This is a genomic window from Microcoleus sp. LEGE 07076 (assembly GCF_015207455.1).
Lineage (GTDB): Bacteria > Cyanobacteriota > Cyanobacteriia > Cyanobacteriales > Microcoleaceae > Microcoleus.
The window spans coordinates 12,451-27,435 of the sequence record NZ_JADEWV010000074.1 but is presented as its reverse complement, the minus strand read 5'-3'; the positions used below and the strand labels follow the sequence as shown (position 1 = coordinate 27,435).

The following is a 14,985-nucleotide window of genomic DNA, read 5'->3' as shown; positions in this document are numbered from 1 at the left end:
GGCATAATCTTTTCCCCCATTAATTTGAAGATGACGCGGGTGACTTGGTAGCCGGGATTTTCTAAGGATTGATTGATGTAATCCGAACCCAAATAATCGATCAGTTGAGTGGTAGCAGTATTGCTGCTGCGATCGATCATTTCTTCTAACAGTGTCTGTAGCGGGTAATTTTTAGCGGACACAATCTTCGTCGCTGAGTCTTCGGTGAAGTTGCCCCGATTGACGAATACTTCCTGGTTCAGACTAATTTTTTCTTGTTCGACTTTTTGCATCAGGGCGACAGCTATCGGCAGTTTAATTAAGCTGGCCGGACTGACAGGAGGTACATCGCCCCGCAGGTTGACGCATTTTCTAGAAAGGTGGCAAATGCCGATCGACGCCTTCTCTGACAAACCGCTTTCCCGCGCCACTTCTGCCAAAAAATCTGATTTTGCTTGCTGGACTCGATAGGTTGCTGCGGTGAAATTTTCCCGGTATTCTTGAGTTTTTGAAGCTTTGAAAAAAGCTAAAAAGGAATTTTGCGGAACTTCCTGCAAGTTGTTGAGGGCTTGGTGCCACAAAAATTGAGTTTGTTGCTTGGATGCGAGCGACCGATTTGGCTCTTTTCCAGCTTCTACGGCTTTGTCTGCCAAACGGACTGCTTGCTGCAAGTTATCGTTAGCCCTCTGTTCTACTAATATTTGAACTTCTACTGCTTGTAACTGAGAAAGTAGTTCTTGTTGAGGATTTGGGGCGAGGGGAATTAAGCCTGAGAGCAGGGTGGGTTCTGGGGAAGGAGAGGCTGGTTGTTCTAATTCGGTGACTAGCCGATCGCGAATTTTGTAGAGTTCGTCTAGGGAACGCGGGCTAGATGATTGAGCAAATGAACTGGCGATGGTTAACACCTGAACCAGTCCGATGCTGGCTGCTACTGCCGCCATTTTGTTGGCGATCGACAAAAAACGCCCGATCCGTGGCATATTTAACATCCTCAACACAACCAAATTCTATATAAGCAACTATTGTTGCACGAGTCAAACGCTTTGAGATTTGAGATTTTAGCCGTAGGGTGCGGATACATCGACAATCCTCCATAAAGATCGACAATCGATCGAGCGACGCACCTTTTTTTTTCAAGAGCACAGCACACAACCCTCCGTTTCACTCCGCCCAACATTTTTGTGGTAGCAAGCTTGTTGATAAACGATGTAAGGTGGGTCGCCACAAAATTGTCGATTTAATTTAGGGATTTTTTTATGGCGACACACCCTACGAATACTGCTATTGACTAATGACTTCTGCCAAAATAAAGGGAGCGATCGGCAAAGCGATCGACTCCCTCTAAAATATTGGGAACAATCTACTTTCGGCGCCGCCGCCAGTTAACGCCCAACCGCTTGAGATAATCCCAGCCGCGTTGGGGCCAGACATGATCGCTACCGATCTTTTCGGCAATCCAGAGAGCTACTTTGGGACCTGTCCAGTCTCCGCCGTCGGGGGCGGGGCCTTGCAGCGCTTGTCGCAGTTCTTCTTGCTGTTCTGGATTCAGCAAAGATTTTGCAGGAGGGGGCTGGCGGTCTCCGCTGCGGTTTCTCACAGAGGTAGGCCCTTCTCGGTTGTAGCGCTGGACAATTTCTTTGGCGTAGTCGTAGTTGAGACCTACGACTTGGGCTGCTTGTTTGATAGTCCAATTTCGGGAAACTAACAGCAGCAAGTGCCAGCGGCGGGACTCTGTGGTGTTTTGTGCCTGCCGGTAGCGAAGTTTGAGTTCCTCTGCCGTCAGGTGGGATTCTAAGTGAGCTTTAGGTGGCATTCCTCCAACGGGGCATCGGGAACTTCTTAGCATATATCTCTGGTTTTGGGGATGATTCCGGATGAAATTGTTTTCCGGGGATCGGGAAGGGCAAATAAGCAGCTTTTTTTACTGCAGATGTACGCAAATAGACGCAGATGAGGAACCCACTGTAAGCGAGTACAATTGCCAGCTATATTGGCTAAGTGGCTGAAAGTAGAAATGATAAAGGTACGAGCATGGCATCCATCCGCGAGTTGCACCGACAACTGGTCAATAAAGAACGCTCTGCTGTGGAAATTACTCAAGAAACATTAGACCGAATTACCCAGCTAGAGCCGAAGTTGAAAAGCTTTCTGTGCGTGACGGCAGACAGCGCGCTGGCGCAGGCCCACAAAGTGGATGCCCAAATCGCCGCCGGTCAGGAAATTGGGCCCTTGGCCGGCATCCCGATCGCCGTTAAAGACAATATGTGTACCGATGGCGTTCCCACAACCTGCGCCTCTCGGATTTTGGAGAATTTTGTACCTCCCTACGATGCCACCGTCGTCTCGAAACTCCGCGCCGCAGGTGCGGTGATTGTGGGTAAGACGAATATGGACGAGTTTGCAATGGGGAGCTCGACAGAAACTTCTGCCTATCAAGTTACTGCGAATCCTTGGGACTTGGAGCGCGTGCCCGGAGGGTCTTCTGGCGGTTCTGCCGCAGCGGTAGCGGGCGGAGAATGCGTTGTGAGCTTGGGTTCGGATACTGGGGGTTCGATCCGCCAACCTGCTGCTTTTTGTGGCTTGGTGGGGCTGAAACCGACTTATGGGTTGGTTTCTCGCTACGGTTTGGTGGCCTATGCTTCTTCTCTGGATCAAATCGGGCCTTTTGCTCGGACTGTTGAGGATGCGGCGATTTTGTTGGGGGCCGTTGCTGGTTACGATCCGAGAGATTCCACGAGTCTGAACGTGCCAATTCCTGACTACGCCCAAGCTTTGAGACCCAGTTTGCGACCGAAGGGTCAGATTAGAATTGGTGTAATTAAAGAAACTTTTGGTGTCGGGTTGGACTCGGGGGTGAAAGATGCTGTTACTAAGGCGATCGAGCAATTTCAACAATTGGGGGCAGAAATTCAAGTCATTTCTTGTCCCAGGTTCCGCTACGGTTTGCCCACTTACTACATTATTGCTCCCTCGGAAGCTTCGGCAAATTTGGCGCGGTATGATGGAGTAAAATACGGTTTCCGATCGCCCGATGCCGACAATCTTTTGGATATGTATGCCAAAACTCGCTCTCAAGGGTTCGGTGCGGAAGTTAAACGCCGGATTGCGATCGGCACTTACGTTTTGTCGGCTGGATATTACGACGCCTATTATCTCAAAGCTCAAAAAGTTCGGACTTTGATTAAAGAAGACTTTGAAAAAGCTTTTTCTCAAGTAGATGTTTTGGTCTGTCCCACTGCTCCGACTGCGGCTTTTAAGACCGGGGAAAAAATTGACGATCCGCTGAGTATGTATTTGTCAGATTTGATGACTATTCCGGTGAATCTTGCTGGTTTGCCAGCTTTGAGTTTGCCTTGCGGATTTGATGAGCGAGGACTGCCGGTGGGTATACAACTGATTGGTAATGTTTTGCAAGAATCTCGGCTCTTTCAAGTGGCTCACGCTTACGAACAGTCTACGAATTGGCACTTGCACCGCCCTGAATTGGATTAATTTTTGAAATTCGGCGGAACGCGACTGCGGAAGTTAGTAATCGATCTTGGCTAATTGTCTAAAATTAATCATTGACAGTTAGCTTTTAAGCGATTGCTAATTTTTTCTGTGTCTATTTTCTATGAACAAGTTGCGGCTCTTCTTTTTGTCGAAATCGCTGATAACTTTTGGGATAGTTTTGGCGATCGCTTATTCTGCTGCTTGTCTGTTTCTATTGGCAGCGCAAGCTAAGTTTATCTTTTTTCCGGCGCGGGCGATCGAAACTACGCCTGATGATTGGCAGTTGAAATATCAAGATGTTTGGCTGCCAATTATGAGTACAACAGGTGCGGTGGAAAGCGTGCATGGGTGGTGGATTCCTCAAGGGGAAAACTCTGGCGCGGTTCCGGGAGATGTCAGTGAAGCTGTTGCGGTTCCGGTAGCTCCGACGAACAAGGGGAGGTTGGGCAGGGTAGTTTTGTACCTGCACGGTAATGGTTCAAATGTAGGAGCAAATCTCGAACAGGCTAATCGATTTCATCGGTTGGGTGTGTCGGTATTTGCGATCGATTATCGCGGTTATGGAAAAAGCCAGGGCGATTTTCCGAGCGAATCTCGGGTGTATGAGGATGCTAAACTTGCTTGGGATTATTTGGTGAAACAGCGCGGGATTCACCCGAATCAAATTTATATCTACGGTCATTCTTTGGGAGGGGCAATCGCGATCGATCTGGCAGTGCGTCACCCGGAGGCGGCGGGGTTAATTGTGGAGGGCTCTTTTACTTCGGTGCGGGCGATGGTGGATTTCCAAAAAGGGCTGTTTTGGATGTTTCCGATCGATTTTTTGCTGAGGCAGCGGTTTGACTCTCTGGCAAAAGTCGATCGCCTGCAAATGCCGGTGCTATTTATTCACGGGACTGCTGATACTGTAGTTCCAGCCCAAATGAGCAAAAAACTGTTTGATGCAGCACCCGAACCCAAACAGCTTTACATGGTTCCAGATGGAAGTCACAATAATGCGGCACAAATCGGCGGTGCAGAATATCTGCACAGACTCAGGCAATTTTTAGATATTTCAAAGTAGATAAAAGCTGCAGGCGGTAACAGCTTCAAATCTGGTAACTTGTAAGGTGTGCGTGGCGCTTAGTGTTGAGTTGGTAGTAGTTAGTGACGCACAGTGCGTCGAAACCCCGGTTTGGTTTCTAAGAGTTTGACGTTTGGTAACGAGATCCTATAGCAAGAAACCTGGTTACTGAGACAAGCGCGGGCGATCGCCAATCAGGAAAAAGCAAGTCCTAGAGTTCCTAGCGCTTAATTCAACCTTAAAACATTCAGCCACCAATCCTTAACGGCATAGCAGTAATTGCAGTAATTGTTCATACTTATCGGTTGTTGTTTCTGAATTTCACAGCCACGGCGAGAGGTTTTTCTGTCAGGCATTCGGGCACCGCAGAGATTGGCACCTGTCAGATTAGTTTTGTTCAATCTCGCATCGCTCAAGTCTGTCGCTCTCAGGTCTGCACCGCTGAGATTTGCACCGCTTAAATCGGCTTCTTGGAGGTCTGCACCGCTGAGATTTGCACCAGTTAAATCGGCATTTCTCAGATCTGTTCGACTTAGTTTCGCGGCGCTTAAATTACTGCATTTTAAGTTAGCCAACTTGAGGGATGCTTCTTGAAGAAAACTCTCGCTGAGGTTGGCATTTTCTAAGTTGGCTCCCCTCATGTCGGCCCTGCTCATGTCGGCTTTGCTGAGGTCGGCATCGGCCAAAAAGGCATTTCTCATGTTGGCGTTATTTAAATTAGCTTCCATTAAATCAGCCGCAGTCAAGTCGGCATCAACCAAGTCTGCCCTGCTGAGAGTGGCGCGGCTCAAGGAAGCACCGAACAAATCTGCACGGCTCAAGGAAGCGCCAAATAAGTCGCATCCGGGACATCCTCTTGTTGCTAGCAGCCGCTTGATTGAAGACAGATTTTGAGCTTGTAAGGGAGCTGCGGCGCAAAATGGGAGTAGCAGTATGGCTGCTGCCAGAATTTTTAGTTTGATTTTGGTCATAAGGTGTGGCGCATTTAAATTAGTATATTTCAATTCCTATCAAAATTTGTCAAATCCTGTCCCTTGTTGCCTCTCTCCCTTTTCTGTCTTTCCCCTCTCGAACATAACAGACAATCTTTCGCTCAGCCAAAGTCTGGTAAGTCCTGTAATTGCCCATCGCCCCTAGTCGCCTGCTAAAATGACGCGCCCGGGGCTAAAAACTGGGTTTCTTGGTTGATTTTGAGCTGTCAAACCCAATATTCTTAGCAGAAACCGGGTTGTTTGGGCAAGTCCTAGTCTAGGGCGTTGATGCGGGCTGAGGGTGTACTGTGAGTGGGCGCTCTTGCCCTCGCGGATATTACTTAGGCCTTTAGGATGAGAGCGCGCACGTCAAAGCTCCCTTGCACCGGAACCGAGAACCGCCCTTTCGAGATGCTCAATGCCTTGTCTTTTCGAGGTTGCGACGGCTGCGACAAATGGCTGGGCCTGGGCATTGCATCAATATTTGTACTCGCGGCAGCGGGATTTTGCGGCACTGGGCGATCGTTCTCCGTACAGGCGATCGGTAAATAAGCCAATTGGCTTAGACTGTTAAGACATATTGCTGATGCCCTGCGTTCTCTAAAAAAGATACTATTCAGTTGTGAGCGCGAAAGAATACTGGCATGGCAAGTATAAAAATATACAATGCCTCTTTGATGTAAAAATCGCTTACAACTAATACTTTTAAACAGCGAAAATAAATGTTGAACAACATAGACGAACTGGCAGAAGGCGGCAGAGGCATCAAACTGATGTGGCAGATTGCAGACAAGGTGAGTTACACCCGGACTCTTGACGGTCGAAATTGCTTGTCAATGAGCAAAAGCTACGAAGTAGAAGGTCGCAATCGATCGCAAAATAAAAAAAAGTGTAACGCTTTAGATGGATTAATGAATTTGTTAAATAGATGGGATTGGCAGAAGGAAACAGAGCAGGAAGCACAGCTTCACGAAACTTGTGTTAAACAGATTAGCCTGCAAGTCAACACAGAGGTGAATGCTTTAACTATCGTTTTGGATTGGTTTGAGCAGTTAAAAAAATTATCGATTCCCAATGAAGTTTGGTGTCTGTTTCAGTTAGCTTTAGCTGAAGGTTTCACAAATGCAGTGCGCCACGCTCACAAAAATCTGCCAGTAGAAACTCCCATTCAACTAGAAATTACGGTGTTTAACGGACGCTTGGAACTGAAAATTTGGGATTGCGGCCCGCGTTTTGATTTTGATGCTAAGCTCAAGGAAATTATCGGAACAGAGACAAAACCAGGCTTAGATTTAGAGGAATTGAAAGAGCCTTGCTTGATGCCTAGAAGACGGAAAAGTGTGGCAATGTCTCAGTTTCTAATTGCTGGGTAGCAGGGTAGAGGCACAATTAACAAACAGGAACCGTTGAAGATGTGTTATGCTAAAAACGGTGTTAGGGGAACAGTTACGGGTTTTGTCTCCGCGTAAATCTGGGGTTTTGAATGCTGCCGACTTACTGCGGTTTGGGTTTTGAGCTACGGGCTTGGGTGAGTCTGTGGCGGTTCGAGAGCAACGGCTCGATGTGTCAGTCGATTTTAGATTTTAGATACTTCGACTTGGCTGAGTACAAGTTTGAGATTTTAGATTTAGTTGCTGTTTTAAATCGGGGTGCAAAAATTGCCGTCTAAAATTTGAGTATTTCCACGACCAAAGTACGTGGCACGGTATCCATTTGGAGCAGGGTTAAGTTAAAAATAAAAAATTATTGTGAATAAATTTTAAATTTTAAGTTTATCATAGTATCTGGTTCATTACCAATTACTAATGATTTCCAAAGAAACTTTATTTGTGCTGTCTCTATTTCCCTACTTGGGCTTTCTCTGGTTTTTGACTCGATCGGGAAAAACACCTCGCTTAGCTCTGATAGGATTTTACGGGACTCTGGTTTTTGTGGCTGTGACTATTCCCGCCGCAATTTATGCAAAAGTTGCCTACAATGAGTCACTAGCAAATGTTGATTGGCTCCACGGTTCTGCGGAACTATTTTTGACAGTTGCCAATATTTTAGTGGTTTTAGGATTTCGGGAAGCGGTGATTAAAGCAAAAGCATCCTCACAAAATGAGGGCGCAGAGCAAGAGTGTCTTGTTGACGGGGAAAATAGTCGCGGTTAATATATTTGAAATTTGAGATTTGAGATTGAAGAATTGGGGATGGCTGATGAATTAAGGGTGAGCAAGTTCTCCTGCGGTTGCATTTTTTTTGGTAACTGGTATGGCAATCCTCGCATCAGTCTAATTGTTGTAGGGATCTTCCCCTTTTGAATATCCCTTAATCGGGGGTAGGCATTCTTGACACTACCCCTACATATTTTGTACGATCGCCCACGGATTGCTATACAATACCAAATTTATAAAATAGCGCTACATATCTACCCCCCCCCAACCCCCGCTTATTAAGGGGGGAGTCAAAATTTATGTGTAGCATAAGTTTATGAAATTGGTATAACAGTTTAGTTTTGGAGGCAGGCCGGGTCAAAAACCCGGTTTCTGCCTTAATCTCGATCGCAATTTGTGATTTTGCGTAAAAACCGGGTTTTACGGTCATTTTTACGGTCAAGCGCCTCCTACAGTTAAGTGTAGACATAGCAGTTGGGGAGGGGGTATCTGTGTTTGGCTTTAACGCCCTGCGAGTCTCCTGGCACGGGTTATATAAGCAAGCGAGCTCGGGAAAGCACTCAAACAAAGAAATGCTTTTTACCAAGTCGGAGATGCTCGCGTTGGCGATTGGCTTGCCCTGCAAAATTTTATGAAAGCATTAGAATATATGGAAACTCACCTCAAGCACTTCTAGTCACAGGCTCAACCTGAGAGGTTTTGGGCCGAGAAACCCGGTTTCTCAGGTACGATCGAGAATGCTACTCCGGGCATGAGTTGAAACAGACTACCATATTTGCTAAGTTTAGCCGTGGTGGGAATCTCCAGGCAGGAAAAAAGATGAGCTATTGCCTCAATCCCCATTGCCACAAGCCGCAGAATCCTGACTCAAGCCAGTTTTGTCTGGCGTGCGGCTCAAAATTGCTACTGAAAGAGCGTTACCGCGCCCTTCAACCTATCGGTGAAGGAACATTTGGCAGAACTTTTTTGGCTGTCGATGAAGATAGGTTGAAAACTCGCTGCGCCATCAAACAATTTTTTCCGCAAGTTCAAGAAAAGGCAGAGTTAGAAAAGGCAACTGCACTGTTTAAACAAGAAGCTCACCGCTTGTACGAACTCGGAGAACACCCGCAGATTCCAAGTTTGCTGGCTTCTTTTGAACAAGGAACACATTTGTATCTTGTGGAAGAGTTAATTGAGGGAAATAATTTGTTTCAAGAGTTGCAGCAGCGGGGAGCTTTTAGCGAGGAACAGATTTGGGAATTGTTGATTAATTTGTTGCCTGTTTTGCAATTTGTTCACGAGCAGCAGGTGATTCATCGGGATATTAAGCCGGAAAATATTCTGCGGAGAACTCCCCAAACTTTCTCGACTCTTGGTAATGGAAAAAAAGGGATAAGTTTGGCCGAATCTGCTACTGTACAGGGGAAGGCGAGGGGAGGTCAGTTTGTGCTGGTAGATTTTGGGGTGGCTAAGCACGTTAGCGCTATTTCTGAGGCGAAAACTGGTACGATAACTGGAACTGCTGGCTATGCGCCGATCGAACAAATTCGCAGCGGCAAGGCCTATCCGGCGAGCGACCTTTACAGTTTGGGCGTTACGTGCATTCACCTGCTGACTGGGGCGGTGCTCAATGATTTGTTCGATGCTTTGGAATGCAAATGGATTTGGCGATCGCACTTAGCGCAAAAAGGCATAAAAGTCAGCAAAAAATTAACAAGTATTTTAAATAAATTGCTCAAAGATTCGGTGAGAGAGCGATATCAATCGGCTGCTGAAGTGCTGCAAGAGTTAGTAAATTTTGGGCAATATCCCCGCTCTCAAATTGCTTATAATTATCGACCGAAAATAGCTATTAGTTCGGCAGTAACTAACTTGCAAAAAAGTAGATCGACTGCCGTCTCCTTCGCCCCGCCCCAAAATATTCAAGTGGCAGCCGCAGCTAGCAATCCGAAATTGTTTTTTAATGAGTGGCGGTGCGCGCGCATTCTTCGCGGTCATTCAGGCTCGGTTAATGCTGTTGTTATTAGCCCTCAAGGCAATATTATTGCTAGCGCCAGCGACGATAAAACAATTAAGCTGTGGAACCTGCACACAGGTGAATTGATTCATACTTTTTTCGGTCATTCCGCTACGGTTGATGCTGTGGCAATTAGCCCGGATGGGAGAATGATGGTGAGCGGCAGTTTTGACAGAAAAGTTATTGAGTGGAAGCTGGATAAAAAGGCGATGATTCGCGAGTTTTACAGCGATTACGGTTCGCCCTACAGTCACCGGTACGGCTCCGTGTATTCGGTGGCTTTTAGTTGTGATGGAGGCGCAATTGCGAGTGCCAGCGGCGACAAGAGTATTAAATTGTGGAACCAGCACAAGGGAGCATTGGTGCAAAAACTTTCGGGACATTCTGATAAGGTTTTATCTGTTAGTTTCCGCCCTCAAAGTATGATGCTTGCAAGCGGCAGTGCGGACAAAACTATTAAGATTTGGCGTGTAGGTATTGCGGAAAGTGTACGGACTTTGGTGGGTCATTCGGATTGGGTTTATGCGATCGCCTTCAGTCAAGATGGGAAGACGATTATCAGCGGTAGTGCCGATACTGCGGTTAAATTGTGGAATGTCGATACAGGGGAATTGATTAATACTTTGAGGGGGCATTCTGATGCGGTGATTTCGGTGGCGATTAGTCCCGATCGCTCTATTGTCGCTAGCGGTAGCCGAGATGGTACGGTTAAACTCTGGAACTTGCAAACAGGCGTATGTTTGTGCAGTCTGGTTGGGTGCAATCCGGTGGCTTTTAGTCCTGACGGTCAAACTTTAGTCACCGGTGGCGATGACGGGGAAGTGTTAGTTTGGCGGGCGTTTGTTTAGTTGGTCGAGATAATTGAGATACTGGGAAATGCGATCGGCATCCGCGTCAAGCAAACGACTCGCCCAAGAATGTAAGTTAAGTTGCGATCGTATTTCTCGAAACACCGCAGCATCCCCGCGATTGTCGAGAGGAAAAACCCAAGCATCAAATCCCGCAGACTTGAGGCGGCTAACAGCGCCCCCGCCATCTTGTACCCACAATTGACGGTTGATGCGAAGCGGCTGACAGGAATATTCACCCACAACAATTCCGCCCACAGAAACCCTAGCATCCTCGGGGCGATTGGAAAGTTCTTGCAAAATAGCTTTGAGATAATTGAGTTTTTTCCCATCTTGTACTTCCTGCGGCGTAAACTTGACAATCACCATTTCTAAAACTTCCATCGGTTTTGTCGATCGTCCAAAATTGACAGGTTGCGCCGCCCAAGAATTTTGTGTTTCCGGTTGATTCGCCCAAGAATTTTGCTTTTCCGGTTGCGCCGCCCAAGAATTTTGTGTTTCCGGTTGGGCTACCTCGATTTCCCCTGCAACCTGTACAGTTTCCACTGGCTTTGCAGTGTCTACAATTATCTGAATTTCCTCGCCATCTTTCTCTATTTTCCCACAAATCAGTAAAATAGCATTATCTACAATATACTGTTTGACTTGTTCGTAGGCCTTGGGAAACACCACAGCTTTGATCTGATGCGTCAAATCTTCTAATTGCAAAATTGCCATTGCATCGCCTTTTTTAGTCACTACAACTTTGATAGCGTTGAGCATGACAATAACTGATACTTTCCCCTTTTTTTCTGCTAACTGTTCGAGACTCACCACATCTGGATCTTGGTTTGCTTGAATCAACAACTTTAGGGGATGTTCTGAGACATAAAAACCGAGCAATTCTTTTTCTAAACGCAATTTTTCCTGTTTGTCAAAATCTTTTACCGATGGAGATTTTGGCACCGACTCATAAGTATTTTCCGACTTGCCAAAGCTATTTCCACCCAACAAGTCAAAGAGATTACCTTGACCGCTTTCCCGGTCTTTCTTGCGGTCTTGCGCCCATTTCATCACCCCTTCCAGGTCGTTTGCTAATTGACGACGGTTCGGATCGATTTTGTCAAAAGCACCGCATTGAATTAAGGCTTCTAGGGCGCGACGGTTCACAGAATGGAGATTTACCCGATCGCACAAATCCGGCAGCGACTTAAACTTACCCCCTTCCAGGCGCGCCGCCAAAATATTTTCAATTGCCGTTTCCCCCACATTTTTCACCGCCGAAACCCCAAACAAAATTTGATCTTTTGCACAGCCAGTCATCTGTTTTGGCAGCGGCGTAAAAGTAAGTTCAGAACTATTAACATCCGGCGGCTCAACCTCAATACCCAGCTTCAGACAATTGGCAATATACTTCTGTACTTTATCCTGATCGCCGCTGTTAGCAGTCAGCAGTGCAGCCATGTATTCTACAGGATAATTCGCCTTTAAATAGGCAGTTTGATAAGTAATATAGGCATAGGCCATTGAATGGGATTTATTAAAACAATATTCCGCGAATTGTAGCATCTGCGCGAACAACTTTTCAGCAATTCTTTGACTGACTCCATTCTTAGTTGCCCCGTCGATAAACGTTTCCTTTTGCTTCTGCATTTCATCAGCTTTCTTCTTGCCCATTGCGCGGCGCAGCAAGTCAGCTTGACCCAAAGAATAGCCCGCCAAATCTTGAGCCATCCGCATAATCTGCTCTTGAAAACAAAGCGTTCCGTAAGTCTCTTTTAAAATTGGCTCTAATAGCGGATGATCGTACTCAACAGCTTTACCGTGCTTGCAGTCAATAAACTGAGGAATCAAACCTGCATCCAGCGGGCCCGGCCGGTAAAGTGCCAAAATAGAAGAAATATCATCCAGACAGGAAGGTTTGAGTTTTCTAACTACATCCAGCATTCCAGAAGATTCTAACTGAAAAATACCTTCTAAATCTCCTCTTTCTAAAAGTTTATAAGTTTTATCAACATCATCCGGTAACTTTTTAATTCTGCCAAAAGTCTCTTGAGCTCTGCGTTCTATATCAGAAGGTAAGCTTTCAGGATCGACAGTCACATTTTGGGTGTGCTGAATATTATCAACAGTTTGCTGGAGCGTTGTTAAATTTTTCAATCCTAGAAAATCCATTTTCAGCAGACCTAGTGCTTCCAAATCTTCCATATAATACTGAGTAATCACAGCACCTTCGTTATTCTTTTGTAGCGGTACAATTTCATCGAGTGGGTCAGAAGAAATCACTACGCCTGCCGCATGAACACCAAAGGTTTTGTTTGTCCCTTCAATCCGAATTGCCATGTCTATCCACTGACGTACCGGGACTTCTGTCCCGGTTTCTGCATTTATACAGCTTGTATTTTCGTAGTTGTCTTTAAATTCCTGTGCAGGTGTTTCGTTGGAAATCATCACTTTAAGTTTTTCTGGTTTCCCCCGCGACACTGGAATTAATTTTGCCATTTCGTCGGCTTTTTTGTAGGGAATGCCCAAGACTCTGGCAACATCTTTCAACACAGCTTTTGATGTCATTCTGTTGAAAGTAATGATTTGCGCTACGCGCTCTACGCCATATTTTTGAGTGACGTATTTAATCATATCGTCTCGTCTTTCTATGCAGAAATCGCTATCAATATCTGGCATAGATTTGCGTTCGGGATTGAGAAATCGCTCGAATAGCAGTCCGTGATGTACGGGGTCAATATTAGTTATTTTTAAGACATAGGCAACGAGGGAACCTGCGGCTGAACCGCGTCCGGGCCCTACAGGAATGTGGTTGTCTCTGGCATATTTCATGTAGTCCCAAACTACAAGGAAATAGGTGGAAAAACCCATTTGCTGAATCATTTTTAGTTCGTATTCCAGCCGTTCTTTGTAAACGGGGGGAATTTCATTGCGGGTTCTAGATTTGAGGCGTTCTAACAGTCCTTCCCATGATTTCTCTTCTACAAAAGTATCTGCTGTATGTTCTGGGGGAATTGGATAGTTGGGAATGCGGTATTCCCCCATGATGTCGTAGGATTTTACTTTATTTGCGACTTCTAATGTGGTGTCGATCGCCTCTTTGATGGTTTCGTCGTCCAAATGGTCTCGAAACAGTTGCGCCATCTCGTCAGCGGACTTCAGATATTCAGTACCGCTGTAGCGCATCCGCTTGTCTTCTTCAATCTGTTTGTTGGTGTTGATGCACAGCAAAGCATCGTGGGCTTCTACGTCGTTGCAGGAAATGTAGTGAGAATCGTTGGTGGCAATTATTTTGATGTTGAGTTCGCGGGCTATTTTGAGGATTTCAACATTAACAATCCGGTCTTCTTGGGAACCGTGGTCTTGAATTTCTATATAGTAGTCATCCCCAAATACTTCTTTATACCATTTGGCAACTTCGCGGGCCTTATCTAGCTTGTTTTGTAGAATCATTTGGGGAACTTCGCCACCCAAACAAGCACTGGTGACAATTAAACCTTGGGAGTATTGTTTGAGTAGTTCTTTGTTAATGCAGGGGCGGGCAAAAATTCCTCTTTCTGGCATTCCCTGTAGATGGGAAATTGTGGTGAGTTTGACGAGGTTTTTATAGCCTTGGGTATTTTTAGCTAATACAACTTGATGGTATTTTTTTCTACCTCGAACTTTTACTTCAATGTCGCCGTTGACGACGTACATTTCATTGCCAATAATCGGCTTGATATTTTTATTTCGACAAACTTTGATTAGTTCGATCGCGCCGTACATCACCCCGTGGTCCGTAAGGGCGATCGCGGGCATCCCCAATTCCACCGCCCGTTCAGCTAGCTGCTGTAGCTGAGAAGCGCCATCTAGGAGGCTGTAATCGCTGTGAATGTGCAAACCAACGAAGGACATGGCGATTTGAGATTTGAGATTTTAGATCTGAGATTTTTGATTGTACACCACCGGCGTTGAGAAAGAGAAATTGATTTTTGATTTTTGATTGTACAGCAATTGGCGTTGAGAAAAAACACCCATCTCCCCGACTGCATCCAGTCGGGGTTTTCACAACTAATTCGGTTAATTTGCTTACAAATTTGCTTGTTTCAAATAATCTTCTAAATCTTTAATGCGCTGTTGCGTCACTCTAGCTCTGCAATAAACGTAGGTAGAAGCAGCCAAAGTACCGCCTTCAAACTTACCGGCTTCATAATCGCAAGTTTTATCTCGAAATTCGATCCAAGTACGCTGTGCGACAGTCAATCTCTGCTTTTTTTTGCTGCTGAGTTTTGCTCGCAGTTGCTGATATACTTGATTGAGCTTTGTGTCTGCTGCTTTGAACTCTTGACTAGCACACATATTCATGTCTAGTGTAGTTTGAGGACTTTTGCAGTTAGGCTGTTGGGCGATTTGCAGGGGAATATTGCTGGCTTTGGTGGGAAGCAAAAATCCCGCAGATAACAAAAGTAAACTTGCCGTAAATGTTGCCAAAATAGTGCTATTTTTCATTTACTTG

The 14,985-nt window shown here is 45.8% G+C and carries 12 protein-coding genes; 7 read left to right on the top strand and 5 right to left on the bottom strand.

The window, feature by feature from the left end:
- Together IQ270_RS14370 and IQ270_RS14365 are read right to left on the bottom strand one after the other, a co-directional pair.
- Positions 1–959: serine hydrolase (locus tag IQ270_RS14370; protein WP_193973867.1), on the bottom strand; the 959-nt coding region annotated here is incomplete at its 3' end.
- A 380-nt stretch (positions 960–1,339) separates the two neighbouring features.
- Positions 1,340–1,792 (bottom strand): helix-turn-helix domain-containing protein, encoded by a 453-nt coding sequence (locus IQ270_RS14365; protein ID WP_193973868.1) that lies wholly within the window; start codon positions 1,790–1,792, stop codon positions 1,340–1,342.
- A 218-nt stretch (positions 1,793–2,010) separates the two neighbouring features.
- Between IQ270_RS14365 and gatA the strand changes: the two genes are divergently transcribed.
- Positions 2,011–3,471: an Asp-tRNA(Asn)/Glu-tRNA(Gln) amidotransferase subunit GatA gene (gene gatA / locus IQ270_RS14360; protein ID WP_193973866.1), complete on the top strand. Its 1,461-nt coding sequence runs from the start codon at positions 2,011–2,013 to the stop codon at positions 3,469–3,471.
- Positions 3,472–3,592: 121 nt separating this feature from the next.
- Positions 3,593–4,534 (top strand): alpha/beta hydrolase, encoded by a 942-nt coding sequence (locus IQ270_RS14355; RefSeq protein WP_193973865.1) that lies wholly within the window; start codon positions 3,593–3,595, stop codon positions 4,532–4,534.
- 227 nt (positions 4,535–4,761) lie between these two features.
- Here the strand turns inward: IQ270_RS14355 and IQ270_RS14350 are convergent, their stop codons facing one another.
- Positions 4,762–5,505, bottom strand: a complete 744-nt coding sequence (locus IQ270_RS14350; RefSeq protein ID WP_193973864.1) for a pentapeptide repeat-containing protein — start codon at positions 5,503–5,505, stop codon at positions 4,762–4,764.
- A 418-nt stretch (positions 5,506–5,923) separates the two neighbouring features.
- On the opposite strand from IQ270_RS14350, the gene IQ270_RS14345 reads away from it, so the two are divergent.
- From IQ270_RS14345 to IQ270_RS14325, 5 genes are all read left to right on the top strand, one after another.
- On the top strand, positions 5,924–6,079 hold the full coding sequence (locus tag IQ270_RS14345) for a hypothetical protein (RefSeq protein WP_193973863.1): 156 nt from the start codon (positions 5,924–5,926) through the stop codon (positions 6,077–6,079).
- A gap of 148 nt (positions 6,080–6,227) precedes the next feature.
- Positions 6,228–6,878 carry an ATP-binding protein gene (locus IQ270_RS14340; protein WP_193973862.1) on the top strand — a complete coding sequence of 217 codons (651 nt, stop codon included), beginning with the start codon at positions 6,228–6,230 and terminating at the stop codon, positions 6,876–6,878.
- Positions 6,879–6,988: 110 nt separating this feature from the next.
- On the top strand, positions 6,989–7,174 hold the full coding sequence (locus tag IQ270_RS14335; protein WP_193973861.1) for a hypothetical protein: 186 nt from the start codon (positions 6,989–6,991) through the stop codon (positions 7,172–7,174).
- A gap of 136 nt (positions 7,175–7,310) precedes the next feature.
- Positions 7,311–7,658 (top strand): DUF3593 domain-containing protein, encoded by a 348-nt coding sequence (locus IQ270_RS14330; protein ID WP_193973860.1) that lies wholly within the window; start codon positions 7,311–7,313, stop codon positions 7,656–7,658.
- Between the two features lie 822 nt (positions 7,659–8,480).
- The gene (locus IQ270_RS14325) at positions 8,481–10,508 is read left to right on the top strand and encodes a WD40 repeat domain-containing serine/threonine-protein kinase (protein ID WP_193973859.1); all 2,028 of its coding nucleotides are present in this window, start codon (positions 8,481–8,483) and stop codon (positions 10,506–10,508) included.
- Here IQ270_RS14325 and IQ270_RS14320 read toward each other — a convergent pair.
- A complete protein-coding gene (locus tag IQ270_RS14320; RefSeq protein WP_193973858.1) occupies positions 10,485–14,384 on the bottom strand; it encodes a DNA polymerase III subunit alpha in 3,900 nt (1,299 codons plus the stop codon). The genes IQ270_RS14325 and IQ270_RS14320 overlap by 24 nt on opposite strands.
- Before the next feature lie 174 nt (positions 14,385–14,558).
- Positions 14,559–14,978, bottom strand: a complete 420-nt coding sequence (locus IQ270_RS14315) for a lysozyme inhibitor LprI family protein (RefSeq protein ID WP_193973857.1) — start codon at positions 14,976–14,978, stop codon at positions 14,559–14,561.
- Positions 14,979–14,985: the final 7 nt, after the last annotated feature.

Coding starts and splice junctions, on each gene's coding strand:
- IQ270_RS14320 (WP_193973858.1), bottom strand. CDS start 14,384: ATGTCCTTCGTTGGTTTGCACATTCACAGCGATTACAGCCTCCTAGAT.
- IQ270_RS14350 (WP_193973864.1), bottom strand. CDS start 5,505: ATGACCAAAATCAAACTAAAAATTCTGGCAGCAGCCATACTGCTACTC.
- IQ270_RS14335 (WP_193973861.1), top strand. CDS start 6,989: ATGCTGCCGACTTACTGCGGTTTGGGTTTTGAGCTACGGGCTTGGGTG.
- IQ270_RS14325 (WP_193973859.1), top strand. CDS start 8,481: ATGAGCTATTGCCTCAATCCCCATTGCCACAAGCCGCAGAATCCTGAC.
- IQ270_RS14330 (WP_193973860.1), top strand. CDS start 7,311: ATGATTTCCAAAGAAACTTTATTTGTGCTGTCTCTATTTCCCTACTTG.
- IQ270_RS14345 (WP_193973863.1), top strand. CDS start 5,924: ATGCCTTGTCTTTTCGAGGTTGCGACGGCTGCGACAAATGGCTGGGCC.
- IQ270_RS14365 (WP_193973868.1), bottom strand. CDS start 1,792: ATGCCACCTAAAGCTCACTTAGAATCCCACCTGACGGCAGAGGAACTC.
- gatA (WP_193973866.1), top strand. CDS start 2,011: ATGGCATCCATCCGCGAGTTGCACCGACAACTGGTCAATAAAGAACGC.
- IQ270_RS14355 (WP_193973865.1), top strand. CDS start 3,593: ATGAACAAGTTGCGGCTCTTCTTTTTGTCGAAATCGCTGATAACTTTT.
- IQ270_RS14315 (WP_193973857.1), bottom strand. CDS start 14,978: ATGAAAAATAGCACTATTTTGGCAACATTTACGGCAAGTTTACTTTTG.
- IQ270_RS14340 (WP_193973862.1), top strand. CDS start 6,228: ATGTTGAACAACATAGACGAACTGGCAGAAGGCGGCAGAGGCATCAAA.